Consider the following 24988-nt stretch of genomic DNA (forward strand, 5'->3'; position numbering starts at 1 on the left):
CCAACCGTCGCGGCAACGCCACGCGCGAGAGCATGCTCGAGGCCGCGCTGACGTCGCTGGCCTCCGGCGACCCGGGCTCGGTGTCGGCCAATCGCATCGCCAAGGAGATCGGCGCCACCTGGGGTGCCGTGCAATACCAGTTCGGCGACACCGACGGGTTCTGGGCGGCGGTCCTGCACCGCACCGCCGAGCGGCGGGCCGCGACCTTCTCGACGCTGTCGACGCCGATCTCACCCGACGCGCCCCTGCGCGAGCGGGTCGGCGCCATCATCGACACCCTCTACGGCGGACTCGCGTCGGCGGACTCGCGCGCGATCGAGAACCTGCGGGCGGCCCTCCCCCGCGACCCCGGCGAGCTCGAGCGCCTGTTCCCCCGCACCGCGGCCGAGCTGTTCTCCTGGGGCAAGAGCTGGCTGGAAACCTGCCAGAACGCCTTCGCCGGCCTCGACGTCGACCCCGATCGGGTGCGCGAGGTGGCCGCGCTGATCCCCGGCGCGATGCGCGGGCTGGTCTCCGAGCGCCAGCTCGGCTCGTACGCCGACCTGGACATGGCGCGGCGCGGCCTGACCAATGCGCTGGCGGCCTACCTGGAGCAGTCCAGGCCGTGACCGCCGGCGGCGTCACGATCCGCCGAGCCGGACCGAGTGATTTCGTCGCGGTCGCCGAGATGCACTACCCGGTCTGGCGACAATCCTGGACCGGCATCCTGCCCGATTCCACGCTCGACGTGCTCGGATCGCCGCGGCGCTGGGCCATCCTCGCCTACCCGCGAATCCTGCAACGCCCGCACTGGAGCATGTGGGTCGCCGAATCCGGTTCGGCGACAATCGGTATGACCATGTTCGGCCCCGATCAAGCGAACCCCGAGCAGGTGGAACTCGACTCGCTGTACATCGTCGCGGAATCCCAACGACGCGGCGTCGGCGCGCGACTGCTCGCCACCGCGCTGCGTGAAAGCCCCTCGGGGGACGTCGTCTTGTGGTGCGCCGAGCACAACCACCGGGCACGAACCTTCTACGAACGCAACGGCTTTCGCACCGACGGCCGCACCCTGGATTGGGAGCCGCTGGCCGGTGTCAAGGTCGCCCACCTGGGCTATCGGCTCAGCCGGCGCTGACGTGTCGGCGCACGTCGTACTCGTCGAGATCGGTGCTGGCCAGCATGGCGCGATGTTCCCCCGGCGTGAAGGGCCATACTTCGGGCACCCCGTCCTTGTTCAGATACCAGCTTTGGCAGCCGGTGGTCCAGACGGTGTCCGGCATCGCGGCGCGCAGCTTGGCGTTGAAGCTCTCGGTCGCGGGCCATGTGGGCTCCACCGTGTCGAATTCGCCCCGGCGCCACCTTTGAATCCACCGCAGTATGTGGTCGGCCTGCGATTCGGCGACGGTGGTCAGCGCGAGGTTGCCGACCGGGCTGTGCGGCCCCAGCATCATGAAGAAGTTGGGGAAGCCCGGCAGCGCCACCGTCCGATAGGCCCGCGGGCCGTCGCGCCACACGTCGTCGGCGGCGATGCCGTCGCGGCCGATCACTTGCATCGGCCGGAAGAACGCGTGCGTGTCGAATCCGGTGGCGAGCACGATGACGTCCGCCTCGTGCAGGACGCCGTCGTCGGTCACGATGCCGCGACGTTCCACGTGGTCGATCCCGGCGGTGACGAGTTCGACATCGTCGCGCTGCATGGCGCGGTAGAAACCGTTGGACATCACCAGCCTTTTACACATCGGGGTGTAGTCCGGCGTCAGCGCCCGCCGCAACTCGGGATCGCGGACCTCGCGCAGGCTGGCGCGGCACAAGGCCCCCATGATCTTTCGGCGCAGGCCGGGCTTGGTGAGCCCGGCGGCGAAAGTGTCGTAACCGAAGCTGTAGCAGCGGTAGGCCAGCCGGTCGAGCCAGCCGAACCGGTTGTGGGTGATGTTGGTGAGCCTGCTGTAGCGCGGGTTGGGTAGGCGAAGCACCCACTGCGCGGTGCGCTGGAAGAGCATGACGCGACCGGCGACCCCGGCCAGGCCGCAGACCAGCTGCACTCCGGTCGACCCGTTGCCCACGATCGCGACCCGGCGCCCGCGAACGTCGACGGAATGATCCCAGCGCGCCGAGTGAAAGGCGTGCCCGCCGAACTCGTCCAGGCCGGGGATCGACGGCAGGCGCGGATGATGGAGTACGCCGGTCGCACAGATCAGAAAGTCCGCGGTCGACTCCACGCCGTCCGCCGTCCGCAGCCGCCAGCGGCCGCCCTCGAAGCGCGCGTGGGAGATTTCGGTGCCGAACCGGATGCGATCGCGCAGCCCGAAGCGGTCGGCGACGTCGCGGAAGTAGGCCTGAATCTCGCCGCCGGGCGAGAACAGGTGCGACCAGTTGGGGTTTTGGGCGAACGTGTACTGGTACACCCGCGACGGGATGTCACAAACCAGGCCGGGATAGGTGTTTTCGCGCCAGGTCCCGCCCACCTCGTCGGCCTTCTCGTAGATCGTGACATCGGTTATGCCGCTGCGCAGCAACGCTATTGCGACGCACAGCCCCGACATGCCCGCTCCGACGACGGCTACGGCGGGTTCGCGTCGCGGAGTCACGGCTACTCGGACTCGGCGCGCTGCTTGAGGCGCTGCAAGGTGAGCCGGATGTGTTCGGCGTTGGCGGCCACGCGATCTGGAACACCGGTGGCCTTGCCCGCGATCTTGCGGAACCAGCCGGGCCTGCGGTCCCAGGTGCTCTCGGTGACCCGGCAACCACCGTCGGCGGCCTCGATGTCGTACTGCCAGCGCGCGATCGGCAGCATGGAGTGCCGCACGTCGAACGCGAACAGCCGGCCCGGCTCCGCGTCGGTGACCGTGCACGTGGTGCTCCAGCGCCGTTTGGCGCTCGCGTTGTGCCCGGTGAACACCGCCCCGGGGCGCGCCGCGTTCCCTTTGCGCCATTCCATCGCCTCGGCTTCCTCGGCGAACGAGGCCAGGGTGGGCAGGTCGGTGATGAGTCGGTACACCACGTCGGGGCGGGCGTTGACCTGCACGGTTTCCGTCACGCAGGGGTCAGTCATGCGCCGATCATAGCCACGGCGCTCACCGCTCCACGTCGATTGCGGCGCATCCGAACTTTCTCCACACTTGAGGGCGAACCAAAGCAAGGGGTGACCATGCGAGTCGGCGTACCGACCGAGACCAAGGCCAACGAATTCAGGGTGGCGATCACGCCCGCCGGCGTCGCCGAACTGAGCCGCCGCGGCCACGAGGTGCTCGTCCAGGCGGGCGCCGGGGAGGGATCGTCGATCCCCGACGAGGAATTCAAGGCGGCGGGCGCCCAATTGGCCGACTCGGCCGAACAGGTGTGGGCGGATGCCGATCTGCTGCTCAAGGTGAAGGAACCGATCGCGTCCGAATACGGCCTGCTGCGCCCGCAGCAGGTGCTGTTCACCTACCTGCACCTGGCCGCCTCCCGCGCCTGCACCGACGCGCTATTGTCCTCCGGCACAACGTCGATCGCCTACGAGACCGTGCAGACCGCCGATGGCGCGCTCCCGTTGTTGGCTCCGATGAGCGAGGTCGCCGGCCGGCTCTCGGCGCAGGCCGGCGCCTATCATCTGATGCGGTCCCACGGGGGCCGGGGGGTGCTGATGGGCGGGGTTCCGGGCGTCAAGCCCGCCGACGTGGTGGTGATCGGCGCCGGTACGGCCGGTTACAACGCCGCCCGCGTCGCCAACGGCATGGGCGCGAGCGTGACGGTGCTCGACGTCAACATCGGCAAGCTCCGGCTCCTCGATGCGGAGTTCGGCGGACAGGTCCGCACCCGCTACTCGTCGGCCTACGAGCTGGAGGGCACCGTCACGCGCGCCGATCTGTTGATCGGGGCGGTCCTGCTGCCGGGCGGCAAGGCACCCAAGCTTGTTTCTAATTCGCTTGTCGCGCAGATGAAGCCAGGCGCGGTGCTGGTCGACATCTCGATCGACCAGGGTGGTTGTTTCGCCGATTCGCGGCCGACCACTCACGACGACCCGACGTTCGCCGTGCACGACACCCAGTTCTACTGCGTGGCGAACATGCCCAGCGCGGTGCCCAAGACGTCGACCGTGGCGCTGACCAACGCGACGATGCCCTACGTGCTGCAACTCGCCGACCGCGGCTGGCAGGCGGCGTGCCGGTCGGATCCCGCTCTGGCCAAAGGCCTTTCGACGCACGACGGCGCACTGCTGTCCGAGCGGGTGGCCACGGACCTGGGCCTGCCGTTCACCGATCCGGCGAGCGTGTTGGCCTAATCGGCCTCGACCAGGCTGGCGATGATGTCGGCCGCCGGCCCGGGTTGGGCCTCCTTGAACGACGTTCCGGCCCAGAGCGGTATGCCGTTCGGGTCCTCCATGGCGGCGGCCGCCTCGCGGATCGGGGAGGTCATCTGGTTCACCTCCGGATAGCCCAGCGGCGCCACGTTGTCGAGCAGGCGGGTGAAGTTGTTCTCCAGGCCGCGGGCGTAGCGGCCCGAGAACGCGCGGGTGACGACGGTGGTGCCGAAGACGGGATTCTTCAGGGCGGTGCGGTGCGCGGTGCTGGTGCCGGCCTCGTCGCTGAGCAGCAGCGCGGTGCCGACCTGCACGGCCACCGCGCCGCGGTGCAGCACGGCGGCGACGTCGCGGGCGTTACCCAGGCCGCCGGCCGCGATGATCGGCACGTCATGGGCGTGGCGGATGCGGTCGATCAGATGATGCAGCGATTCGTTGCCGGGCTCCATGTCGGGCGCGAAGGTGCCCCGGTGCCCGCCCGCGTCCGGACCCTGGACGATCAGGCTGTCCGCGCCGGCGGCGACGGCCACCCCCGCCTCGTACGGCGAGGTGACCGTGACCATCACCAGCAGGCCGAGCGCGCCCAGCCGCCGGATGACGTCGGGCGGCGGCACCCCGAAGGTGAAGGACACCAACTCGGGCCGCACGTCGGCCACCACCTCGAGCTTGCGCTCCCAGTCGTCGTCGTCGCCGTAGTGCGGGTGGCCGACCTCGACCTGGTAGTAGTCGGCGATCTCCTCGAGTTCTTCGGCGTAGTAATCCAGCGCCATCCAGTCGGCGACGCTGGGTTGCGGCACGAACAGGTTGACGCCCAGCGGGCCGGTGGTCGCCGCGCGCGCCGCGGCGATGTCCTCGGCAAACCGGTCCGCGCTGCGATGGCCGCCGGGGACGAACCCGAGCCCACCCGCGTTGGACACCGCCGCGGCCAGCTCGGGCGTGCCCGGTCCGCCGGCCATCGGCGCGCCAACGATGGGCACCATGATGTCCCAAAAGCCCAGTACCACGGGGCTAATTTACCATCGCCCGAAGTTGTTGGGGCAGTGACCGTTTGGAGGGATACGGGCCCAGCACCGCGGCGCCGTACGGCTGGCTCAGCAGCCGGTGGGCCACGGCGTTGACCTCCTCGACGGTCACTTGGTCGATCTGGCGCAGGGTGTGCTCGATGCTGCGGTGCTCGCCGTAGTTCAGTTCGTTGCGGCCCAGCCGGCTCATCCGGGAGCTGGAATCCTCCAGGCCAAGGACCAGCCCGCCCCGCAGCGACCCCTTGGCGATGCGGCATTCCGCCTCGGTGATGCCGTCGCGCGCCACCGACTCGAGGACCTCGTTGGTCACCTGCATCACCTCGGCGAACCGCTCGGGCTGACAGGCGGCGTAGACGGAAAGCGCGCCGCTGTCCGCAAAGATGTCCACCGTGGAGTACACCGAGTAGGCCAGCCCGCGCAGCTCCCGAACCTCCTGAAACAGGCGGGAACTCAGGCCGCCGCCCAAGGCACTGTGCAGCACCGACAGCGCCCAGCGGTGCCGCCAGCTACGCCCGGGGGTCCGTACGCCGAGCGAGACGTGGGTCTGCTCGGCGTCTCGGTTGCCCAGCATCAGCCCGGGCCGTCCGGTGACCCGGCCTGCCCCCTTGCGCGGGGCGATGGGCCGGCGCCCGCGGACCAGGTGCGGCCCGAAATGCTCGCGCACGAGCGCGACCACCTCGTCATGGTCGACGTTGCCGGCCACCGCGACCACCATGCGTTCGGGCGTGTAGCGCCGCACGTGGAAGGAGTGCAGCTGGGCCCGGCTCATCGACGACACCGACCGCGCGGTGCCGATCACCGGCCGGCCCACCGGGTGGTCACCGAACATCGCGCCCAGGAACATGTCGCCCAGCGCGTCCTCGGGGTCGTCGTCGCGCATCGCGATCTCCTCGAGCACCACGTCGCGTTCCAGCTCCACGTCCTCGGCGGCGCAGCGACCGTTGAGCACCACGTCGGCGACCAGGTCGATCGCCAGCTCCAGGTCGCTGTCCAGCACGTGCGCGTAGTAGCAGGTGTGCTCCTTGGCGGTGAAGGCGTTCAGCTCCCCGCCGACGGCGTCCATCGCCTGCGCGATGTCCACCGCGCTGCGGGTGGGCGTCGACTTGAACAGCAGGTGCTCGAGGAAGTGCGCCGCCCCCGCGACCGTGGCCCCCTCGTCGCGGGATCCGACACCGACCCAGACCCCGACGGAGGCCGACCGCACCGCCGGCAGGTACTCGGTGACGACGCGCAGGCCGCCCGGAAGCGTGCTGCGGCGCAGCGCGGTCGAGGTTTCGACCTCAGGGGTGTGCTTGGCGCGGCGCAGCGCCGCGGCACGCTCAGCTGCTGGCGGTCGCGGCATCGGCAGGTGCGGCCGCCGGGGCGTCGGCCGGGGCCGAGCTGTCGTCCTCCACCAGGACCAGCGAGATCTTGCCGCGCTTGTCGATGTCGGCGATCTCGACCCGCAGTTTGTCGCCGACGTTCACGACGTCCTCGACCTTCGCGATGCGCTTGCCCCTGCCGAGCTTGGAGATGTGCACCAGCCCGTCGCGGCCCGGCAGCAGCGACACGAAGGCACCGAAATCGGTTGTCTTGACGACGGTTCCGAGGAACCGCTCGCCGACGGTCGGCAGCTGCGGGTTGGCGATGGCGTTGATCCGGTCGATCGCGGCCTGCGCCGAGGGCCCGTCGGTGGCGCCGACGAACACGGTGCCGTCGTCCTCGATGGAGATCTGCGCGCCGGTCTCCTCGGTGATGGCGTTGATGACCTTGCCTTTGGGCCCGATCACCTCACCGATCTTGTCCACGGGGACCTTGATCGTGGTGACCCGCGGCGCGTACGGGCTCATCTCGTCGGGACCGTCGATGGCCTCGGCCATGACCTCGAGAATCGTCAGGCGTGCGTCCTTGGCCTGCGCGAGGGCGCTCGCCAGGACCTGGGAGGGAATCCCGTCCAGCTTGGTGTCGAGCTGCAGCGCGGTGACGTAGTCCTTGGTGCCGGCGCACTTGAAGTCCATGTCGCCGAACGCGTCCTCGGCGCCGAGGATGTCGGTCAGGGTGACGAAGCGCCGCTCGGTCTTGCCGTCGACCTCGACGTCGTCGGAGACCAATCCCATGGCGATGCCGGCGACCGGCGCCTTGAGCGGCACGCCGGCGTTCAGCAGCGCGAGCGTGGACGCGCACACCGAGCCCATCGACGTCGAGCCGTTGGAGCCCAGCGCTTCCGACACCTGCCGGATCGCGTAGGGGAACTCCTCGACGCTGGGCAGCACCGGGATCAGGGCCCGCTCGGCGAGCGCGCCGTGCCCGATCTCACGCCGCTTGGGCGAACCCACCCGGCCGGTCTCACCGGTGGAGAACGGCGGGAAGTTGTAGTGGTGCATGTAGCGCTTGGACGTCTCCGGCCCCAGCGAGTCGATCTGCTGGGCCATCTTGACCATGTCGAGCGTGGTGACGCCCAGGATCTGGGTTTCGCCGCGCTCGAACAGCGCGCTGCCGTGCGCCCGCGGCACCACGGCGACTTCGGCCGACAGCGCACGGATGTCGGTGATGCCGCGGCCGTCGATGCGGAAGTGGTCGGTCAGGATGCGCTGGCGAACCAGCTTCTTGGTCAGCGCACGGAACGCGGCGCTGACCTCTTTTTCCCGGCCCTCGTAGGTGTCGGCGAGCCGCGCGAGCACCTCGGCCTTGAGCTCGTCGGTGCGCGCGTCGCGCTCGGCCTTGCCGCCGATGGTCAGCGCCTTGGCCAGCTCGTCGGTGGCCACCGAGGCAACCGCGTAGTACACGTCTTCCTGGTAGTCGGGGAACGTCGGGTAGTCGGCGGTCGGCTTGGCGGCCGCCCCGGCGAGCTCCTCCTGCGCGGTGCACAGCACGGCGATGAACGGCTTGGCCGCCTCCAGGCCTTCGGCCACCACGGTCTCGGTCGGCGCCTGCGCGCCACCCTCGACGAGCTCGATGACCTTGTCGGTGGCCTCGGCCTCGACCATCATGATCGCGACGTCATCGTCGACCTTGCGGCCGGCGACGACCATGTCGAACACGGCCCGCTCGAGCTGCTCGACCGTCGGGAACGCCACCCAGGTGCCGTCGATCAGCGCCACGCGCACGCCACCGACGGGGCCGGAGAACGGCAGGCCGCTCAGTTGGGTGGACGCGGACGCGGCGTTGATCGCCACGACGTCGTAGAGGTCGTTGGGGTCCAGGCTCAGGATCGTCACCACGACCTGGATCTCGTTGCGCAGCCCGGACACGAAGGACGGGCGCAGCGGCCGGTCGATGAGGCGGCAGGTCAGGATCGCGTCGGTCGAGGGCCTGCCCTCGCGACGGAAGAACGAACCGGGGATGCGGCCGGCGGCGTACATCCGCTCCTCGACGTCCACGGTCAGCGGGAAGAAGTCGAAGTGCTCTTTGGGGCTCTTGCTGGCGGTGGTCGCCGACAACAGCATGTTCTCGTCGTCGAGGTAGGCGACGACGGCGCCGGCGGCCTGCTGGGCCAGCCGGCCGGTCTCAAAACGGATGGTGCGGGTGCCGAAGCTCCCGTTGTCGATAACGGCGGTTGACTCGAACACGCCTTCTTCAATTTCAGCGACAGACATAGGTGTCCGTACGGCCTCTCTGGGTATTCAGCTGTTTCGCGTCGTCACGCTTGAACCCGAGAGCTTTCCTACGAGAGGAAAAAGTCTGAATGCGGCTACGGCCATCGATCGAAGCGGCCGACCTGCCCCAGATCCGGAGAGCCCGGCAGCCACTACCGAAGACCGCCCGATACAGACTGGGCTGCTCCCGTCATGACACGCTGGAACGGCACACGCGGATCTGCGTAGCCGCACCGTTCGCTCGGGCCGAACCGGCCCAGAACGCTCCCACTCTACACGGGCGGGCGTAGCGGTCAGTAGACCCGGGTCAGCGGCGCAGGCCCAGGCGCTCGACCAGCGAGCGGTACCGCTCGACGTCGATCTGGGCGACGTACTTGAGCAGCCGGCGCCGGCGACCGACCAGCAGCAACAGGCCGCGCCGCGAGTGGTGGTCGTGCTTGTGCACCTTGAGGTGCTCGGTGAGGTCGGCGATCCGCTTGGTCAGCAGCGCGACCTGCGCCTCCGGGGAACCGGTGTCGGTACCGTGCAGGCCGTAGGTGCCCAGGATTTCCTTTTTTTGCTCGGCGGTCAGCGCCACGAAAACATCTCCATCAATCGGTGCCGCGAAAACTCCTCGTGCGTGGCCGCCGCGGACTGCAGCACACGCCGTATCGGCTGGCGAGTCTATCAGCGGCGATGACGTCCGCGGAAATCGCAGGCCAGCGGCGTGCGCTTGACAACCTACAACCATTTGGTTGTATGTTAACCGCGTGACCGTAGACCAGGAAGACCGGGTGGACGCGCTGTTCCACGCGCTCGCCGATCGAACCCGGCGCGACATCATGCGCCGGACGCTGGCCGGGGAACACTCGGTTTCGGCGCTGGCGGGCAACTACGACATGAGCTTCGCGGCGGTGCAGAAGCACGTCGTCGTGCTGGAAAAGGCCGGCCTGATCACCAAACGGCGCAGCGGCCGCGAGCAGCTGGCCAGCGGTGACGTGGCGGCGGTGCGGTCGGTGGCCGGCATGCTCACCGAGCTGGAACAGGTGTGGCGGGGCCGCGTCGCCCGCATCGACGAACTCATCTCGACCGACCCGAACGAGGAGGACTGACCCATGCCCGTGACCGACGTCAAGCATGACCCGGACGCCCTGACGCTGACCATCACCGCGGACTTCGCCGCACCGGTGGCCCGGATCTGGCAGGTGTACGCCGACCCGCGGCAATTGGAGAAGGTGTGGGGGCCACCGTCGCACCCGGCGACCGTCGTCGACCACAGCCTCACGCCCGGCAGTCGCACGACGTACTTCATGACCGGCCCGGACGGCGAGAAGTACGCCGGGTACTGGGAGATCACGGCCGTTGACGAACCGAACAGCTTCTCGTTTCTCGACGGCTTCGCCGACCTGGACTTCAACCCGAACCCCGAACTCCCGGTCGCACAGAACGTCTACACCTTCACCGAGCACGACGGAGGTACGCGCGCGACCTACGTGTGCACCTTCGAATCGGCCGAGGCGCTTCAGCAGGTGCTGGACATGGGCGTCGTCGAGGGCTCCACGTCGGCGATCAACCAGATCGATGACCTGGTTGCTTCCTGACGCTGCGGCAGCTCAGTCCTGCGCCAACAGCATCGTGCGGGCCCGGTCGGTGTCCTTGCCCATCGCGTCGATGAGCTCTTTCACCGAATCGAACTTGCGCTGCCCGCGGATGCGCGCGACGAAGTCCAACGCCACGTACTGGCCGTAGAGGTCGGCCGTGGTGTCCAGGACGAATGCCTCGACGGTGCGGGTGCGCCCGGAGAAGGTCGGGTTGGTGCCGACCGACACCGCGGCCTGGTAGCGCTCGCCCGGGACGACGGTGCCGGTCACCGGCCCGTGCCCGAGCAGGGTGAACCAGGCGGCGTACACGCCGTCGGCCGGAATCGCCGAATGCATCGGCGGCGCGACGTTGGCGGTCGGGAATCCGAGCTCCATGCCCCGCCCCTCGCCGCGCACTACGACGCCCTCGACGCGGTGGGGACGCCCCAGCGCCTCCATGGCCGCCACCACGTCACCGGCGTCGACGCAGGAGCGGATGTAGGTGGAGGAAAACGTCACCGTCTCGTTGCTGTGGTGCTCCGACAGCAGCGACATCGCCTCGACCGCGAACCCGAACCGGTCCCCCGCGCGCCGCAGCGTATCGACGTTGCCGGCCGCCTTCTTGCCGAAGGTGAAGTTCTCCCCCACCACGACCTCCACGACATGCAGGTGTTCCACCAGCAGCTCGTGGACGTAGCGCTCCGGCGTGAGCTTCATGAAGTCGCTGGTGAACGGCATCACCAGGAACACGTCGATGCCCATCTCCTCGACCAGCTCCGCCCGGCGCGTCAGCGTTGTCAGCTGCGCCGGATGGCTGCCCGGGTAGACCACTTCCATCGGGTGCGGGTCGAAGGTCATCAAGACGGTCGGCACGTTGCGGGCCCGCCCGGCCTTCACCGCGTGCGCGATCAGCTCGGCGTGGCCCCGGTGCACACCATCGAACACCCCGATGGTGAGCACGCACCTGCCCCAGTCCGTGGGAATCTCGTCTTGGCCGCGCCACCGCTGCACGACCGCAAGCCTACGGCCCGCAGCCGTCCATCGGGAGATCCGCCTGCGCGAGGTGTCGAGGAGCACACGATCAGGCTTGGGTTGCCTAAACTTTCTCGTTGTGAAGGCTGACGAAGAGCGTGGCGGTCTCACCGCCGTCGGCCAGGACTATTTGAAGGCCATCTGGAACGCTCAGGAGTGGTCGGTCGAGAAGGTCAGCACCAAGATGCTGGCCGAGAAGATCGGGGTGTCGGCCAGCACCGCCTCGGAGTCGATCCGCAAACTGGCCGAACAGGGCCTGGTCGACCACGAGAAGTACGGCGCCGTGTCGCTGACCGAGGCGGGCCGGCGGGCGGCGCTGGCGATGGTGCGCCGGCATCGCCTGCTGGAGACCTTCCTGGTGAACGAGCTTGGCTACGGCTGGGACGAGGTGCACGACGAGGCCGAAGTGCTCGAGCACGCGGTGTCGGACCGGCTGGTCGCCCGCATCGACGCCAAGCTGGGGTTCCCGCAGCGCGACCCGCACGGGGACCCGATCCCCGCGTCGGACGGGCAGGTGCCCACCCCGCCCGCGCGTCAGCTCTGGGCGTGCGACGACGGCGACACCGGGACGGTCGCCCGGATTTCCGACGCCGACCCGCAGATGCTGCGCTATTTCGCCGACGTCGGTATCAACCTCGACTCCCAGCTGCGGGTCCTGACCCGGCGGGAATTCGCCGGGATGATCTCGGTGGCGATCGATTCGGGCGACGGCGCCGAGACGAGGGTCGACCTCGGCAGCCCGGCCGCGCGGGCGATCTGGGTGGTGGACTAGCGGCGATCGCAAGCGCGGCGAAGCCGGGCGAAGCGGGTCGCCGCCATCAGGCCGGCGATCGCAGCCGCGGCGAAGCCGGGCGAAGCGGGTCGCCGCCATCAGGCTGGCGATCGCAAGCGCGGCGAAGCCGGGCGAAGCGGGTCGCCGCCATCAGGCTGACTCTCACAGCGCCGAACGTGCAGTCATGGCGGAATTTCGACCGTTTTTTCGCCCTGAGAGCACGTTCGAGGCCGGCGCCGCCGCTAGCGTTCGGCGCGCTGGTAGGCGGTGACGACGGCCGCGCCGCCCAGCCCGATGTTGTGCTGCAGTGCGGCGGTGACGTTGTCGACCTGGCGCTTGTCCGCGGAGCCGCGCAGCTGCCAGGTCAGCTCGGCGCACTGCGCCAGCCCGGTCGCGCCCAGCGGATGGCCCTTCGAGATCAGGCCGCCCGACGGGTTGACCACCCAGCGCCCGCCATAGGTGGTGTCGCCGTTGTCGATCAGCTTGGCCGCCTCACCCGGACCGCACAGTCCCAGCGCCTCGTAGAGCAGCAGCTCGTTGGCCGAGAAGCAGTCGTGCAACTCGATCACCTGGAAGTCCTCGGGACCCAGCCCGGACTGATCGTAAACCTGTTGCGCGGCTTGGACATTCATGTCGTAGCCGATCAGGTTCTTGGCGCTTCCGTCGAACGTCGACTCGAAGTCGGTCGTCATGGCCTGACCGACGATCTCGACCGCCTGGCCGGCCAGCCCGTGGCTGTCGACGAAGCTCTCCGAGGCCAGGATCGCCGCGCCCGACCCGTCGGAGGTGGGCGAGCACTGCAGCTTCGTCAGCGGGTCGGAAATCATCCGCGCCGCCAGGATGTCGTCGAGCGTGTAGGACTCCTGGAACTGCGCGAACGGGTTGTTGACCGAGTGCTTGTGATTCTTGTAGCCGATCTTGGCGAAATGCTCTGCCGTGGTGCCGTATTGGCGCATGTGCTCGCGGCCGGCGGCGCCGAACATCCAGGGCGCGACGGGCATCGCGAACTCGTCGATCTCCGCCATCGCCTTGACGTGCTTGCCCATCGGCGATTCGCGGTCCTGGGCGCCCCCGCTCAGGGAGCCGGGTTGCATCTTCTCGAAGCCGAGCGCGATGGCGCACTCGACGATCCCGCCGCGGATCGCCTGGGCCGCCAGGAAGAGCGCGGTGGAGCCGGTCGAGCAGTTGTTGTTGACGTTGACGATCGGGATCCCCGTCATGCCCAGCTCGTAGAGGGCGCGCTGCCCCGACGTCGAATCGCCGGCGACGTAGCCGACGTAGCCCTGCTGCACCTCGCGGTAGTCGATGCCCGCGTCGCTCAGCGCGTTGGTTCCGGACTCGCGCGCCATGTCGGGGTAATCCCAGCCTTCGCGGCGGCCCGGCTTCTCGAATTTCGTCATGCCGACGCCGACGACGTACACCTTGTTAGACATCTTCGTCCCTTTCCAGCGGCCAAGTCCCCACTGCAACTTAACCCCGCCGGCCCCCGTCCGGAACTCTCGCCTCGTCATCGAGCCGGCGGCTACAGCGTCGCCGGGCGGATCACCACCACCGACTTGGTCCGCGAGCCCTCGTCACGCAGCAGGGCGATCACCCGGCCGTCGGGGTCGCAGGCGGCGTAGACGCCGTCGATTCCGGCCGGCGCGAGCGGCCGCCCGTTGGCCGCGGCCTCGGCCTCCTCGCCGGTCAGGTCGCGGCGCGGAAAGACCAGCAGGCACGCGTCGTCCAGGGTCAGCGACAGGGCGGGCCGCTCGGCCAGCTCGTCGAGCGAACGGGCCCGCTCCAGCGTGAAGCGGCCGACCCGGGTGCGCCGCAGGGCCGTCAGGTGCCCGCCGACGCCGAGCGCGGCGCCGACGTCGCGGGCCAGCGCGCGAACGTAGGTTCCCGACGAGCAGTCGACCTCCACGTCGACGTCGACGAAGGGGCCATCGGAGCGAACGTCGCACACCTCGAACCGGTCGATGCGGACGGGGCGGGCCGCGAGTTCGACGGCCAGGCCCTCGCGAACCAGGCGGTAGGCGCGGCGGCCGTCCACCTTGATCGCGCTCACCGCCGACGGCACCTGGTCGATGTCGCCGCGCAGCCCGGCGACCGCGGTGTCGATCTCCGCACGGGTCAGGTGCGCCGCCGAAACACTCTGTAGCACTTCCCCTTCGGCGTCCTCGGTGGACGTGGTCTGCCCGAGCCGGATGGTGGCGGCGTACGACTTGGAGGTGGCCGTCAACAGGCCGAGGATCTTGGTGGCGCGCTCCACACCGATCACCAGCACGCCGGTGGCCATCGGGTCCAGCGTCCCGGCGTGCCCCACCCTGCGGGTGCCGAAGATGCGGCGACAGCGTCCCACCACGTCGTGACTCGTCATCCCGGCCGGCTTGTCGACGACGACCAACCCGGGATCGGGCGCCGGGCCGCTGCGGCTCGACGTCATAGCACGATGGCGGTCAGCACCAGTCCCCGCTCGACCGACCATCGGCCCCTCAGCGCGGTCAGCGGTGGACCGTCGAGGGTCTGCCCGTCGATCAGGATCTTGGAGACGAACACCCCGGTGGTCCCGCCGTCGGGCGGGTCGAGGTCGAACACGATGTGGGCGTCCTCGAAACCCAGCCAGCGCTTGGTCAACGGAAACCAGGCCTTGTACGTTGCTTCCTTGGCGCAGAACAGGATTCGGTCCCAGTGCAGGCCCGCCGGCAACGCGGCCAGCTCGTGGCGCTCCTCGGGCAGCGTGATCGCGTTCAGCACGCCGTCGGGCAACACGTCGTGCGGCTCGGCATCGATGCCCACCGAGCGCACCGCCTCGGTGCGGCCCACGACCGCGCCGCGGTAGCCCGTGCAGTGGGTGAGGCTGCCGACCACGCCGTCGGGCCAGCACGGTTCGCCCTTCTCACCCTTGAGGATCGGCACCGGCGGCAGGCCGAGCTCACCCATCGCCACGCGCGCGCAGTGCCTCACGGTGATGAATTCGTTGCGCCGCTTGGCGACCGACTTGGCGATCAGCGGCTCCTCCTCCGGCAAGGGAGCCAGGCCCGGCGGGTCGGAATACAGCTCGGAGGAGGCCAGCTCGCCCACATCGGGCAGTACCGAGGAGACCAGCAACTGCTCGGTCATCGAGACTGCCGCTGGCGCAACCGTTCCCGGAACTGCGCGGCCTGCTGCCGCATCTCGGGAGTGATCTCGAAATGGCCGCCGAAGTCGTTGAGGTAGCCGGGCGCGTACTGCGGGTCGGGCAGCACCTGGCGCAACCAGCTGTGCGGCTTGCGGCGCCGCCATTCCCGCGGGTAGCCCACCGACACCTCCTCGAAGCGCACGTCGTCGTACCAGGTGGTGCGCGGGATGTGCAGGTGACCGTAGACCGAGCAGACGGCGTTGTAGCGGGTGTGCCAGTCGGCGGTCTTGGTGGTCCCGCACCACAGCGAGAACTCGGGGTAGAACAGCGCGTCGCAGGGCTCACGCACCAGCGGGAAATGGTTCACCAGAACCGTCGGTGTCATCCAGTCGAGTTGCTCGAGGCGGGCCCGCGTGGCGGCGAGCCGCTCCTGACACCAGGCCTCCCGGGTGGGATACGGCTCCGGCGAGAGCAGAAACTCGTCGGTCGCGACCACGTTGCGCTCCCGCGCGATGGTCAGGCCCTCGGCTTTGCTCGTCGCCCCCTCGGGCAAGAAGCTGTAGTCGTAGAGCAGAAACATCGGCACGATCGTCGCGGGGCCACCGCGCTCGGTCCACACCGGGAACGGATGCTCGGGGGTGACGACGCCCATTTCGTCGCACATGTTGACCAGGTAGTCGTAGCGGGACTTGCCGAAGATCTGCACGGGGTCGCGCGTCGTGGTCCACAACTCGTGGTTGCCGGGCACCCAGATCACCTTCGCGAATCGCCGGCGCAGCAGGTCCAGCGCCCAGCGGATCTCGTCGGTGCGTTCGGCGACGTCACCGGCGACGATCAGCCAATCGTCCGGGGACGACGGGTGCAGGGATTCGGTGACCGGCTTATTGCCGAGGTGGCCGGTGTGCAGGTCGGAGACGGCCCACAGCGTCGGTTGTCCCCCGTTGGGCGATTCGTGCCCCGCATTTTGACCAGCCACGATTAACCAGCCTAATGAACCGGAGTCCGGGCCGGGCAGTACCGGCCCTTGCCCGCCGCATTAGAACGTGTTCTTGTTTCCCTGTGGCCTCATCGACGCGGCTTGTACACTCCCGGCAGGAAGCGCCGAGCCGTCAGGGGGTGTCGTGTTCGCCAAGGTGCGTCTGATCGGGGCGGTGGGCGCCCTGGTCGCAGCGGCCGTCGCAGGCACGGCGGGGTCCCTCGGAGCCGCGCCCGGGCCGACGGGCGGCGGAGGCGTCGAGCTGCGCTCGACCGCGGCGCCGATGGAGACCACGATGAAGAGCCCGATCGTGGCGACCACCGACCCGCGCCCCTTCGACGCGTGCGAGGACATCCCGTTCGATGTGATCCAGCGGCTCGGCCTGGGATTCACACCGCCCGAGCACGAAGACGGCCTGCGCTGCCACTTCGACGCGGGTAACTATCAGGTGGCCGTCGAGCCGATCATCTGGCGCACCTACGATGAGACGCTGCCGCCCGACGCCGTCGAGACCACCATCGCGGGCCATCGCGCCGCGCAGTACTGGGTGCTCAAGCCGACCTATCACAACAGCTACTGGTATTACTCCTGCATGGTCGTGTTCAAGACCAGCTACGGCGTGCTGCAGCAGGCGCTGTACTACTCGACGGTCTACTCCAACCCCGAGGTGGACTGCATGTCCACCAATCTGCAGCGCGCCAACGACCTGGCGCCTTACTACAAGTTCTGACCGACGCCGGGTCTTAACCTGGGCACCGTGAGTATCACCTCGACGCGACCCGCCCAGCCCGCCCTGCACACCCTGCGGCACATCGGCGGAAAGGCCGTCGGCCGGCTGCTGGGGCTGCGGCCGGCCACCACCGATTACACCGTCGAACGCGTACGGGTGCCCATGCGGGACGGGATCGACCTGGTGGCCGATCATTACGCACCAGCCACCGCGTCGGCCGTCGGCACCGTGCTGGCCCGGGGGCCCTACGGGCGCGCCTTGCCGTTCTCGCTGCTGTTCGGGGCCCTGTATGCGAGCCGCGGCTACCACGTGGTGCTGCAGAGCGTCCGCGGGACGTTCGGGTCGGGCGGGGATTTCGAGCCGATGGCCCACGAGGCGGCCGACGGCGCCGACACCGTGGCGTGGCTGCGCGACCAGCCGTGGTTCACCGGCAGCTTCGCCACCGTCGGCCTGTCCTACCTCGGGTTCACCCAATGGGCGCTGCTGACCGATCCCCCGCCGGAGCTGGCCGCGGCCGTCATCACCGTGGGCCCGCACGATTTCAACGAATCCGTCTGGGGCACCGGCTCGTTCGCCATCAACGACTTCCTGGGCTGGAGCGACATGGTGGCCCATCAGGAGGATCCGGTACGGGTCCGCGCCGCGCTGCGCCAGCTGCAGAACCGCAGCAAGGTGGCGCAGGCGGCCCTCGGGCTCCCGGTCGGCGACACGGCCCGCGCGCTGCTGGGCGCCGGCGCGCCCTGGTTCGAGTCGTGGGTCGAGCACACCGACCCCAGCGACCCGTTCTGGGACGCGTTGCGCTGCGGCGACGCGCTGGATCGCGTCGACGCGCCCGTGCTGCTGATCGGCGGTTGGCAGGACATCTTCGTCAGGCAGACGCTGCAGCAATACGCGCACCTGCGCCGCCGGGGCCTCGACGTCGCGCTCACGATGGGCCCCTGGACGCACGCCCAGGTGCTCACCACCGGGCTGAGCACCTGCATGCGGGAATCCCTGGACTGGCTGGACACCCATCTGGGCGGCGCGCCCGCGGGCCGGCCCAGCCGGGTGCGGGTCTGCGTCACCGGGCAGGGCTGGCGCAACGTGGCGGACTGGCCGCCTGCCACCACCGAACGCGCGCTGTACCTGCGGCCGGGCGGCCACCTCGGCGAGACGGCGCCGACGGACCTGGCGCGGCTGGCGCCGGCCACCTTCCGCTACGACCCCGCCGATCCGACACCCACGACGGGTGGCCCCTTGCTGTCGCCGAACGGCGGCTACCGCGACGACAGCCGGCTCGCCGCGCGCGACGACGTGCTGGCCTTCACCAGCCTCACCCTCACTCAGGACCTTTGCGTCTACGGCAGCCCCGTCGTCGAGCTGGCCCACGGCGCGGACAATCCCCACGTCGACCTGTTCGTCCGGGTCAGCGAGGTCGACCAGAAAGGCCGGTCGACGAACGTCAGCGACGGCTACCGGCGGCTGGCCTCCGCCGCCAAGAACTCGAAGAAAACCGTCCGGATCGAACTCGACGGCACCGCCCACCGCTTCCGCGCCGGGAACCGCATCCGGGTGCTGATCGCCGGCAGCTGGTTCCCCCGTTACGCGCGCAACCTGGGCACCGACGAGCCGATCCTGACGGGCCGGCAGTCCAAGCCGGCCACCCACACCGTGCGCTACGGGCGCTCCCGGCTGCTGCTGCCCGTCGGCCCCCTCGACCTGTCAGCCAACGGCGCCGCGGACGCGGGCGGCGACCTCGGCTAGCGCGGCGTCGTCGTGAACGGGCGCCGCGAGCGGCGCCCGCAGGGGCAGCTCCACCCAGCTTTTGCAGCCGCCGTAGTCGGGTGCGCGGGCGATGTCCACCGGCTCGGCCAGCGGGTGCACCGACACCACCAGCACGGCCAGCTTGTGCTTCGGGCGGAAGTCGAGCCGGTCGGCGCGCACCGAATCGGCGGTCCAGATGTGCAGGTCCTCGATCGCCGGCAGGCCGTCGGGCCGGTTAACCGCCACGGCCGCAACGACTTTGGCGGCCGCCCGGATCACCAGCCGCTCCTCGGTGCTGTCGGCGGCGGCCGCCGCCAGCAGGTCGCGATGCTCGGGCCGCACGCGCTCGAAGTGGCTGTGCGCGACCGTCGGGAACAGCAGGAACTCGTCGGCGGCAAGTTCGAAGCGCTTCTCCCCGATGCCGCCCTTGCGCAGCAGCACCTGCTGTCGCCCGTCCAGCAGGGCGTGCACCGCCGCGCTCCACTCCTTCAGCGCGGGCGTCGTGGTAGGGGTCGTGGCGCTGAGCGTCATTGCGCCCCGGCCAGCCGGGCGACCACCTCGGGCCGGCGCAACGGCGGGACGGTCTTGGGCGGCTGACGCCGCGGGGGCAGGGCCGCCAACAGCCGCGCCGTCGTCTCGGTGACCTCGGCGACGGCGGCTTCGAAGGCTTCGACGTTGGCCGCGCTGGGGCGGGTGATGCCGCTGACCTTGCGCACGTACTGGCGCGCCGCCGCCGCGATCTCCTCGGGCGTGGCCGCCGGCTGCAAGCCCCGCAGCTCGGTGATGTTCCGGCACATGCCTCCAACGATAGGCGCGGCCGGCGACCCTCTACGGTGATCTCATGACCGACGACATCCTGCTGATCGAGACCGACGAGCGGGTGCGCACCCTGACCCTGAACCGGCCGCAGTCCCGGAATGCGCTGTCCTCGGCGCTGCGGGATCAGTTTTTCGGGGCCCTGGCCGACGCGGAAACCGATGATGACGTCGACGTCATCATCGTCACCGGGACCGACCCGGTGTTCTGCGCGGGCCTGGACCTCAAGGAGCTGGGCGGCTCCTCGGCGCTTCCGGACATCTCCCCGCGGTGGCCACCGCTGAGCAAGCCGGTCATCGGTGCGATCAACGGCGCCGCGGTGACCGGCGGCCTGGAGCTGGCCCTGTACTGCGACATCCTGATCGCCTCCGAGAACGCCCGGTTCGCCGACACCCACGCCCGCGTGGGCCTGCTGCCGACCTGGGGGCTGAGCGTGCGGTTGCCGCAGAAGGTGGGCGTCGGGCTGGCCCGGCGCATGAGCATGACCGGGGACTACCTGTCGGCCGCCGACGCGCTGCGCGCCGGCCTGGTGACCGAGGTGGTGCCGCACGCACAGCTGTTGAGCGCCGCCCGCGGCGTGGCGGCGTCGATCGTCGGCAACAACCAGGATGCGGTGCGCGCGTTGCTGGCGTCCTATCACCGGATCGACGACTCGCAGACCAGCGCGGGGCTGTGGCTGGAAGCGATGGCGGCCCGCCAGTTCCGGACCAGCGGCGACGACATCGCGGCCAACCGCGAGGCGGTGCTGCGGCGCGGACGGGCCCAGGTCCGTTAGCCGACCGCCGGAACCGGTGACGCCCTTTCCGCCGGCTCAGCGGCGCGGACGAGCGACCGCGGACACCGTCGCGACCGCGCTGCTCTTCGTCGCGCAGCTGGTGGTCAGCGCCGGCGCGTTCGCCGTGGCGTTGTTGTCCTCGATGTGGTTGATGCTGCCGATATGCAGCGACAACTGCGACAGCCCCGGGGTCACCCACTTCGTCCACCGCACCTTCACCGGGACGGTCGTCATCGTCGGCGGGATCGCCCTGGCGCTGCTGGTGTCATGCATCGGGGCGCTTCTCACGGGCGCGCGCCGGCGGCCCCGGATGTGGAAATGGCCGGCATTAGGCCTGGTCATGGCCCTCGGGTCGGTTTTGATCGCCGCTGGTTTATGGGTGAACTGAGGGCAACCCATACGATCAGCTGATGCGTGCGATCGTCGACGTCACCGTGAGGGTCCTTCTGGGCGCTCTGGCGCTCGCGTTCGCCGTCGTGGGGCCCGCGGCGCCGCGGGCGGCCGCGCAGCCACCGCCGGGCTTTCCCAGCCTGGACGGTTTCGCCCCCGTCCCGGCGGACGGCTATGTGGTCAGCTCCGGGCCGGGCACGGCTCCCCGGATCAGTTTCTCCACCCCGTACTCGCTGGCGTGCGACTTCTACGGCGGTCCCGCGCCCGCGCCGCAGCCGTCACAGGACATCAAGTGCAAGGGCGACATGCCGGGGATCGACGACGTTCCGGTGCTCGGCGGGCGCCCGCACCCGGGCGACTGCCTGGTGGGGTCGGCCGACTTCAAGGGGCCGGGCTATCAGTTGAGCCGGATGTCCTACGGCGGCTGCGACGGCAATCCGGCGGCCCTGCCGCCGGGCGGCAAGCTGCTGGGAGTGGGTCAGAAGCTGACGCACCTGAACGTCACGTGCGCCGTCGGTGCCGACAACCTGGTGGCCTGCCTGGACACCACCAGCGGCGACCACGGGTTCGTGTTGCAGCGTTCGGGCAGCTGGGCGTTCTAGCCCGCCCGACTACGCAGCAGCTCGCGGAGCGAGGTGCGGTGGGGGCACCTCCCGCTCGCGGGGGAGAGTCGGGCAATCAGCCCAGGGCGCTGCGCAGGGAGGCCACCGCGTCGTCGATCGGGCCGCTTGTCGAATAGCCGGCGGCCAGCCGGTGGCCACCCCCGCCGAACGCGGACGCGACCGCGGCAAGGTCCACCTCGGCCTTGGCCCGCATCGACACCGACCACTGCTGGGGGTCGACCTCCTTGAACACCGCGGCCACCTCCGCCTGCTGCGTGGTGCGCACGATGTCGACGATGCTCTCGACTTCCTCCGGGCGCGAACTGACCCAATCCTGGTGCCGGACAACGGCATACACCAGCCCCCGGCCACCGGCGGCGTCGGGCAGCAGGTGGGCGGACCCCAACACGCGGGAGAGCAGCGGCAGCCAGTCGAAGGGGTGGCTGTCCATCAGCGTCCGGCTGATCGCGGCGTTGTCGACGCCCGCCTCGACCAGCCGGGCCGCCAGCCGCAGCGCCCGGGCGGTGGCCCAGCGGAACGACCCGGTGTCGGTGGTCAGCCCGGCGTAGATGCAGTGCGCGACGTCCGGGTCGATCGGCTTGTCCCACGCGTCGAGGATGTCGGCGACCAGCATCGTGGTCGAGTCCGCCGACACGTCAACGAAGTTCGCGGTCCCGAACAGCTGGTTGGAGGCGTGGTGGTCGATCACCAGCACCTCCCGGCCCGCACCGGCCAGCTCGCTCAGCGCGCCGAGCCGCTTGACGCTCGGAACATCAACGGTGACAACCAGATCGACGTCACGCCGCATCGCCTCCGGACCGACCAGCAACCCACAGCCGGGCAGCGACGCCAGCGACTCCGGCAGCGCCGCCGGTTCGGCGAAACCGACCTCGACGCTCTTGCCGCACTTGTCCAGCACCAAGGCCAGCGCCAGCCCCGCGCCGATGGTGTCGGCGTCGGGGTGCACATGGGCGACCACCGCGATAGTCGCTGCGGCCGAGAGCAATTCGACCGCGCCGCGGGCGTCGACGCGTGCCCCGGCGCCCGCGGCGCGGGACGGCTCAGTCTTCGCGTCGGTCGTCGTCACCGGTGTCCTCGTCGCTTGACCCGCTGGAGCAGTATGGATCGGCATCCCCGGCCGGCTTGGCCCCCGAGCGGACCCGCGCCAGGTCGGCGTCCGCGGCGCGGGCGCGCGCCAGCAATTCGTCCATCCGCGCCACGGTGTCCAGCGTGGTGTCGCGGGTGAAGGTCAGGGTCGGCGTGAAGCGCACGCCGGTGCCCGCCCCCACCATGGTCCGCAGCGCGCCCTTGGCCCGCTCCAGCGCGGACGCCGCGGCGGCATAGTCCGGCTCCTCGTCGAGGGTGCGGCCCATCACGGTGTAGAACACCGTCGCATCGTGCAGGTCGGCGGTGACCTTCGTGTCGACGATGGTCACCCCGTCCAGCCCGGGATCCTTGATCTCGAATTCGATCGCCGAAGCGACGATCGCGTTGATGCGTTTGGCCAGTCGGCGCGCCCTTGCGGGGTCCGCCATTATTTATTCACCGCCTTTCCCCCGCTCGCGGGGGTACCCCCACCTCATCACACACATCCCTTTTCGCATCGTCGGCGGTGTCAGGCGCGCTCCTTCTGCACGAGCTCGTAGGACTCGATGATGTCGCCTTCCTTGATGTCCGAGTAGCCCAGCGTCATACCGCACTCGAAGCCCTCGCGCACCTCGGTCACGTCGTCCTTCTCCCGGCGCAGCGAGTTGATCGTCAGGTTCTCGGTGACCACGACGTTGTCCCGCAACAGGCGGGCCTTCGCGTTGCGCCGCACCACCCCGGAGCTGATCATGCAGCCGGCGATGATGCCGACCTTGGAGGACCGGAAGATCGCGCGGATCTCGGCGCGACCCAGCTCCTGCTCCTCGTAGATCGGCTTGAGCATGCCGCGCAGGGCCTTCTCGATGTCGTCGATCGCCTGGTAGATCACCGAGTAGTAGCGGATCTCCACACCCTCGCGGTTGGCCAGCTCCGTCGCCTTGCCCTCGGCGCGCACGTTGAACCCGATGATCACCGCGTCCGACGCCGACGCCAGGTTGACGTTGGTTTCGGTGATGCCACCGACGCCGCGGTCGATGACGCGCAGTTCCACCTCGTCGTCGACCTGGATGCCCATCAGGGCCTCCTCGAGCGCCTCGACCGTACCGGCGTTGTCGCCCTTGAGGATCAGGTTGAGCTGGCTGGTTTCCTTCAGCGCCGAGTCCAGGTCCTCCAGGCTGATGCGCTTGCGGGACCGCGCCGCCAGCGCGTTGCGTCGCCGCGCGCTGCGCCGGTCGGCGATCTGGCGGGCGATGCGGTCCTCGTCGACGACGAGGAAGTTGTCCCCGGCGCCCGGGACCGACGTGAAGCCGATGACCTGCACCGGCCGCGACGGCAGCGCCTCCTCGACGTCGTCGCCGTGCTCGTCGACCATGCGCCGAACGCGGCCGTAGGCGTCGCCGGCGACCACCGAGTCGCCGACGCGCAGCGTGCCGCGCTGCACCAGCACCGTGGCGACCGGGCCGCGACCGCGGTCCAGGTGCGCCTCGATCGCCACCCCCTGGGCCTCCATGTCGGGGTTGGCCCGCAGGTCCAGGGCCGCGTCGGCGGTCAGCAGCACCGCCTCTTCGAGCGCTTCGATGTTCGTGCCCTCCTTGGCGGAGATGTCGACGAACATCGTGTCGCCACCGAAGTCCTCGGCCACCAAACCGTATTCGGTGAGCTGTGCCCGGATCTTGGCCGGGTCGGCGCCCTCCTTGTCGATCTTGTTGACCGCCACCACGATCGGCACGTCGGCCGCCTGCGCGTGGTTGATGGCCTCCACCGTCTGCGGCATCACGCCGTCGTCGGCGGCGACCACCAGGATCGCGATGTCGGTGGCCTTCGCGCCGCGGGCACGCATGGCGGTGAACGCCTCGTGACCCGGGGTGTCGATGAAGGTGATCAGCCGCTCGTTGCCGTCGAGGTCGACGGAAACCTGGTACGCGCCGATGTGCTGGGTGATGCCACCGGCCTCGGCCTCGCGCACGCTGGCGTTCCGGATCGTGTCCAGCAGCCGGGTTTTACCGTGGTCGACGTGACCCATCACGGTCACCACCGGCGGCCGGGTCTGCAGGTCCTCCTCGGTGCCCTCGTCCTCGCCGTAGGTCAGGTCGAAGGATTCCAGCAGCTCGCGGTCCTCGTCCTCCGGGCTGACGACCTGGACGACGTAATTCATCTCGCTGCCCAGCAGCTCGAGCGTCTCGTCGCCGACCGACTGGGTGGCCGTCACCATCTCCCCGAGGTTGAACAGCGCCTGGACCAGCGAGGCCGGGTTGGCGTTGATCTTGTCGGCGAAGTCGGAGAGCGACGCGCCGCGGGCCAGCCGGATCGTCTCGCCGTTGCCGTGCGGCAACCGCACGCCGCCGACGACCGGCGCCTGCATGTTCTCGTACTCGGCGCGTTTCGCCCGCTTGGACTTGCGGCCACGTCGCGGCGCACCGCCGGGACGGCCGAACGCGCCGGCCGCGCCGCCGCGCTGACCGGGGCGGCCACCACCACCACCGCCACCGGGACGGCCTCGGAAACCTCCCGCACCGCCGCCACCCCCGGGCGGGGCGCCGACC

The 24988-nt window shown here is 69.8% G+C and carries 27 protein-coding genes; 11 read left to right on the forward strand and 16 right to left on the reverse strand.

The window, feature by feature from the left end; translation table 11 throughout:
- The first annotated feature begins 32 nt into the window (after positions 1 to 32).
- Together A5681_RS02645 and A5681_RS02650 are read left to right on the forward strand one after the other, a co-directional pair.
- Positions 33 to 608 carry a TetR/AcrR family transcriptional regulator gene (locus A5681_RS02645; protein ID WP_156737816.1) on the forward strand — a complete coding sequence of 192 codons (576 nt, stop codon included), beginning with the start codon at positions 33 to 35 and terminating at the stop codon, positions 606 to 608.
- A complete protein-coding gene (locus A5681_RS02650) occupies positions 605 to 1117 on the forward strand; it encodes a GNAT family N-acetyltransferase (RefSeq protein WP_067269075.1) in 513 nt (170 codons plus the stop codon). Before A5681_RS02645 ends, A5681_RS02650 begins: the two co-directional genes overlap by 4 nt.
- On the opposite strand, the gene A5681_RS02655 is transcribed toward A5681_RS02650, so the two are convergent.
- Together A5681_RS02655 and A5681_RS02660 are read right to left on the reverse strand one after the other, a co-directional pair.
- On the reverse strand, positions 1104 to 2570 hold the full coding sequence (locus A5681_RS02655; RefSeq protein WP_082968170.1) for a flavin-containing monooxygenase: 1467 nt from the start codon (positions 2568 to 2570) through the stop codon (positions 1104 to 1106). The two genes, A5681_RS02650 and A5681_RS02655, sit on opposite strands and share 14 nt — an antisense overlap.
- A 2-nt stretch (positions 2571 to 2572) precedes the next feature.
- Positions 2573 to 3034: an SRPBCC family protein gene (locus tag A5681_RS02660; protein ID WP_067269079.1), complete on the reverse strand. Its 462-nt coding sequence runs from the start codon at positions 3032 to 3034 to the stop codon at positions 2573 to 2575.
- Between the two features lie 96 nt (positions 3035 to 3130).
- Between A5681_RS02660 and ald the strand changes: the two genes are divergently transcribed.
- Positions 3131 to 4246 carry an alanine dehydrogenase gene (gene ald, locus A5681_RS02665; RefSeq protein ID WP_067269166.1) on the forward strand — a complete coding sequence of 372 codons (1116 nt, stop codon included), beginning with the start codon at positions 3131 to 3133 and terminating at the stop codon, positions 4244 to 4246.
- Here the strand turns inward: ald and A5681_RS02670 are convergent.
- From A5681_RS02670 to rpsO, 4 genes are all read right to left on the reverse strand, one after another.
- A complete protein-coding gene (locus A5681_RS02670; protein ID WP_067269081.1) occupies positions 4243 to 5268 on the reverse strand; it encodes a nitronate monooxygenase in 1026 nt (341 codons plus the stop codon). The two genes, ald and A5681_RS02670, sit on opposite strands and share 4 nt — an antisense overlap.
- 4 nt (positions 5269 to 5272) lie before the next feature.
- Positions 5273 to 6628 carry a M16 family metallopeptidase gene (locus A5681_RS02675; RefSeq protein WP_067269083.1) on the reverse strand — a complete coding sequence of 452 codons (1356 nt, stop codon included), beginning with the start codon at positions 6626 to 6628 and terminating at the stop codon, positions 5273 to 5275.
- A complete protein-coding gene (locus A5681_RS02680) occupies positions 6606 to 8861 on the reverse strand; it encodes a polyribonucleotide nucleotidyltransferase (RefSeq protein WP_197498484.1) in 2256 nt (751 codons plus the stop codon). Before A5681_RS02680 ends, A5681_RS02675 begins: the two co-directional genes overlap by 23 nt.
- A 307-nt stretch (positions 8862 to 9168) precedes the next feature.
- Positions 9169 to 9438 carry a 30S ribosomal protein S15 gene (gene rpsO, locus A5681_RS02685; protein WP_067269087.1) on the reverse strand — a complete coding sequence of 90 codons (270 nt, stop codon included), beginning with the start codon at positions 9436 to 9438 and terminating at the stop codon, positions 9169 to 9171.
- A 172-nt stretch (positions 9439 to 9610) separates the two neighbouring features.
- Here rpsO and A5681_RS02690 point away from each other — a divergent pair, with 172 nt between their 5' ends.
- Together A5681_RS02690 and A5681_RS02695 are read left to right on the forward strand one after the other, a co-directional pair.
- A complete protein-coding gene (locus A5681_RS02690; RefSeq protein ID WP_067269089.1) occupies positions 9611 to 9952 on the forward strand; it encodes an ArsR/SmtB family transcription factor in 342 nt (113 codons plus the stop codon).
- Positions 9953 to 9955: 3 nt separating this feature from the next.
- Complete coding sequence (locus A5681_RS02695; RefSeq protein ID WP_067269091.1) at positions 9956 to 10441, forward strand: SRPBCC family protein; 486 nt, start codon at positions 9956 to 9958, stop codon at positions 10439 to 10441.
- Positions 10442 to 10453: 12 nt separating this feature from the next.
- Here A5681_RS02695 and A5681_RS02700 read toward each other — a convergent pair whose 3' ends face one another.
- Positions 10454 to 11431 (reverse strand): bifunctional riboflavin kinase/FAD synthetase, encoded by a 978-nt coding sequence (locus A5681_RS02700; RefSeq protein WP_067269092.1) that lies wholly within the window; start codon positions 11429 to 11431, stop codon positions 10454 to 10456.
- 100 nt (positions 11432 to 11531) lie between these two features.
- Here A5681_RS02700 and mntR point away from each other — a divergent pair, with 100 nt between their 5' ends.
- A complete protein-coding gene (gene mntR, locus A5681_RS02705) occupies positions 11532 to 12224 on the forward strand; it encodes a manganese-binding transcriptional regulator MntR (RefSeq protein WP_067269093.1) in 693 nt (230 codons plus the stop codon).
- A gap of 242 nt (positions 12225 to 12466) precedes the next feature.
- On the opposite strand, the gene A5681_RS02710 is transcribed toward mntR, so the two are convergent.
- The 4 genes from A5681_RS02710 to A5681_RS02725 form a co-directional block, all read right to left on the reverse strand.
- Entirely contained in the window at positions 12467 to 13657 is a 1191-nt protein-coding gene (locus A5681_RS02710; RefSeq protein ID WP_067269094.1) for a lipid-transfer protein, read from the reverse strand.
- Positions 13658 to 13746: 89 nt separating this feature from the next.
- Positions 13747 to 14652 (reverse strand): tRNA pseudouridine(55) synthase TruB, encoded by a 906-nt coding sequence (truB, locus tag A5681_RS02715; protein WP_067269095.1) that lies wholly within the window; start codon positions 14650 to 14652, stop codon positions 13747 to 13749.
- The gene (locus tag A5681_RS02720; protein WP_067269096.1) at positions 14649 to 15329 is read right to left on the reverse strand and encodes a 4'-phosphopantetheinyl transferase family protein; all 681 of its coding nucleotides are present in this window, start codon (positions 15327 to 15329) and stop codon (positions 14649 to 14651) included. The genes truB and A5681_RS02720 overlap by 4 nt, the downstream gene beginning before the upstream one ends.
- On the reverse strand, positions 15326 to 16303 hold the full coding sequence (locus A5681_RS02725) for a metallophosphoesterase family protein (protein ID WP_067269098.1): 978 nt from the start codon (positions 16301 to 16303) through the stop codon (positions 15326 to 15328). The genes A5681_RS02720 and A5681_RS02725 overlap by 4 nt, the downstream gene beginning before the upstream one ends.
- A gap of 145 nt (positions 16304 to 16448) precedes the next feature.
- Here A5681_RS02725 and A5681_RS02730 point away from each other — a divergent pair, with 145 nt between their 5' ends.
- Entirely contained in the window at positions 16449 to 17033 is a 585-nt protein-coding gene (locus tag A5681_RS02730; protein WP_067269100.1) for a DUF3558 domain-containing protein, read from the forward strand.
- A gap of 27 nt (positions 17034 to 17060) precedes the next feature.
- Positions 17061 to 18776 (forward strand): CocE/NonD family hydrolase, encoded by a 1716-nt coding sequence (locus A5681_RS02735; RefSeq protein WP_067269102.1) that lies wholly within the window; start codon positions 17061 to 17063, stop codon positions 18774 to 18776.
- On the opposite strand, the gene A5681_RS02740 is transcribed toward A5681_RS02735, so the two are convergent.
- The gene (locus A5681_RS02740) at positions 18735 to 19307 is read right to left on the reverse strand and encodes a DUF1802 family protein (RefSeq protein ID WP_067269104.1); all 573 of its coding nucleotides are present in this window, start codon (positions 19305 to 19307) and stop codon (positions 18735 to 18737) included. The two genes, A5681_RS02735 and A5681_RS02740, sit on opposite strands and share 42 nt — an antisense overlap.
- Positions 19304 to 19573: a DUF2277 domain-containing protein gene (locus tag A5681_RS02745; protein WP_067269106.1), complete on the reverse strand. Its 270-nt coding sequence runs from the start codon at positions 19571 to 19573 to the stop codon at positions 19304 to 19306. Before A5681_RS02745 ends, A5681_RS02740 begins: the two co-directional genes overlap by 4 nt.
- 44 nt (positions 19574 to 19617) lie before the next feature.
- Between A5681_RS02745 and A5681_RS02750 the strand changes: the two genes are divergently transcribed.
- Genes A5681_RS02750 through A5681_RS02760 form a run of 3 tightly spaced genes read left to right on the forward strand, consistent with a single transcriptional unit; the run spans position 19618 to position 21359 of the window.
- A complete protein-coding gene (locus A5681_RS02750; RefSeq protein WP_067269108.1) occupies positions 19618 to 20367 on the forward strand; it encodes an enoyl-CoA hydratase in 750 nt (249 codons plus the stop codon).
- A gap of 16 nt (positions 20368 to 20383) precedes the next feature.
- Entirely contained in the window at positions 20384 to 20755 is a 372-nt protein-coding gene (locus A5681_RS02755) for a hypothetical protein (protein WP_067269110.1), read from the forward strand.
- A gap of 22 nt (positions 20756 to 20777) precedes the next feature.
- On the forward strand, positions 20778 to 21359 hold the full coding sequence (locus A5681_RS02760; RefSeq protein ID WP_067269113.1) for a hypothetical protein: 582 nt from the start codon (positions 20778 to 20780) through the stop codon (positions 21357 to 21359).
- A gap of 76 nt (positions 21360 to 21435) precedes the next feature.
- Here the strand turns inward: A5681_RS02760 and A5681_RS02765 are convergent, their stop codons facing one another.
- From A5681_RS02765 to infB, 3 genes are all read right to left on the reverse strand, one after another.
- On the reverse strand, positions 21436 to 22446 hold the full coding sequence (locus tag A5681_RS02765; RefSeq protein WP_067269115.1) for a DHH family phosphoesterase: 1011 nt from the start codon (positions 22444 to 22446) through the stop codon (positions 21436 to 21438).
- Positions 22421 to 22894, reverse strand: a complete 474-nt coding sequence (gene rbfA / locus A5681_RS02770; RefSeq protein ID WP_067269117.1) for a 30S ribosome-binding factor RbfA — start codon at positions 22892 to 22894, stop codon at positions 22421 to 22423. Before rbfA ends, A5681_RS02765 begins: the two co-directional genes overlap by 26 nt.
- Positions 22895 to 22974: 80 nt before the next feature.
- Positions 22975 to 24988, reverse strand: a 2014-nt coding sequence (gene infB / locus A5681_RS02775) for a translation initiation factor IF-2 (RefSeq protein ID WP_082968174.1), incomplete at its 5' end; no start/stop codon positions are given.

The sequence above is a fragment of the Mycobacterium scrofulaceum genome, assembly GCF_001667885.1.
GTDB lineage: Bacteria > Actinomycetota > Actinomycetes > Mycobacteriales > Mycobacteriaceae > Mycobacterium > Mycobacterium scrofulaceum_C.

Bases quoted from the DNA above. Each gene is read 5' to 3' on its own strand.
- A5681_RS02645 (WP_156737816.1), top strand. From the start codon at position 33: ATGCTCGAGGCCGCGCTGACGTCGCTGGCCTCCGGCGACCCGGGCTCG.
- A5681_RS02660 (WP_067269079.1), bottom strand. From the start codon at position 3,034: ATGACTGACCCCTGCGTGACGGAAACCGTGCAGGTCAACGCCCGCCCC.
- ald (WP_067269166.1), top strand. From the start codon at position 3,131: ATGCGAGTCGGCGTACCGACCGAGACCAAGGCCAACGAATTCAGGGTG.
- A5681_RS02675 (WP_067269083.1), bottom strand. From the start codon at position 6,628: ATGCCGCGACCGCCAGCAGCTGAGCGTGCCGCGGCGCTGCGCCGCGCC.
- A5681_RS02680 (WP_197498484.1), bottom strand. From the start codon at position 8,861: ATGTCTGTCGCTGAAATTGAAGAAGGCGTGTTCGAGTCAACCGCCGTT.
- A5681_RS02695 (WP_067269091.1), top strand. From the start codon at position 9,956: ATGCCCGTGACCGACGTCAAGCATGACCCGGACGCCCTGACGCTGACC.
- A5681_RS02710 (WP_067269094.1), bottom strand. From the start codon at position 13,657: ATGTCTAACAAGGTGTACGTCGTCGGCGTCGGCATGACGAAATTCGAG.
- truB (WP_067269095.1), bottom strand. From the start codon at position 14,652: ATGACGTCGAGCCGCAGCGGCCCGGCGCCCGATCCCGGGTTGGTCGTC.
- A5681_RS02720 (WP_067269096.1), bottom strand. From the start codon at position 15,329: ATGACCGAGCAGTTGCTGGTCTCCTCGGTACTGCCCGATGTGGGCGAG.
- A5681_RS02740 (WP_067269104.1), bottom strand. From the start codon at position 19,307: ATGACGCTCAGCGCCACGACCCCTACCACGACGCCCGCGCTGAAGGAG.
- A5681_RS02745 (WP_067269106.1), bottom strand. From the start codon at position 19,573: ATGTGCCGGAACATCACCGAGCTGCGGGGCTTGCAGCCGGCGGCCACG.
- A5681_RS02750 (WP_067269108.1), top strand. From the start codon at position 19,618: ATGACCGACGACATCCTGCTGATCGAGACCGACGAGCGGGTGCGCACC.
- A5681_RS02760 (WP_067269113.1), top strand. From the start codon at position 20,778: ATGCGTGCGATCGTCGACGTCACCGTGAGGGTCCTTCTGGGCGCTCTG.
- rbfA (WP_067269117.1), bottom strand. From the start codon at position 22,894: ATGGCGGACCCCGCAAGGGCGCGCCGACTGGCCAAACGCATCAACGCG.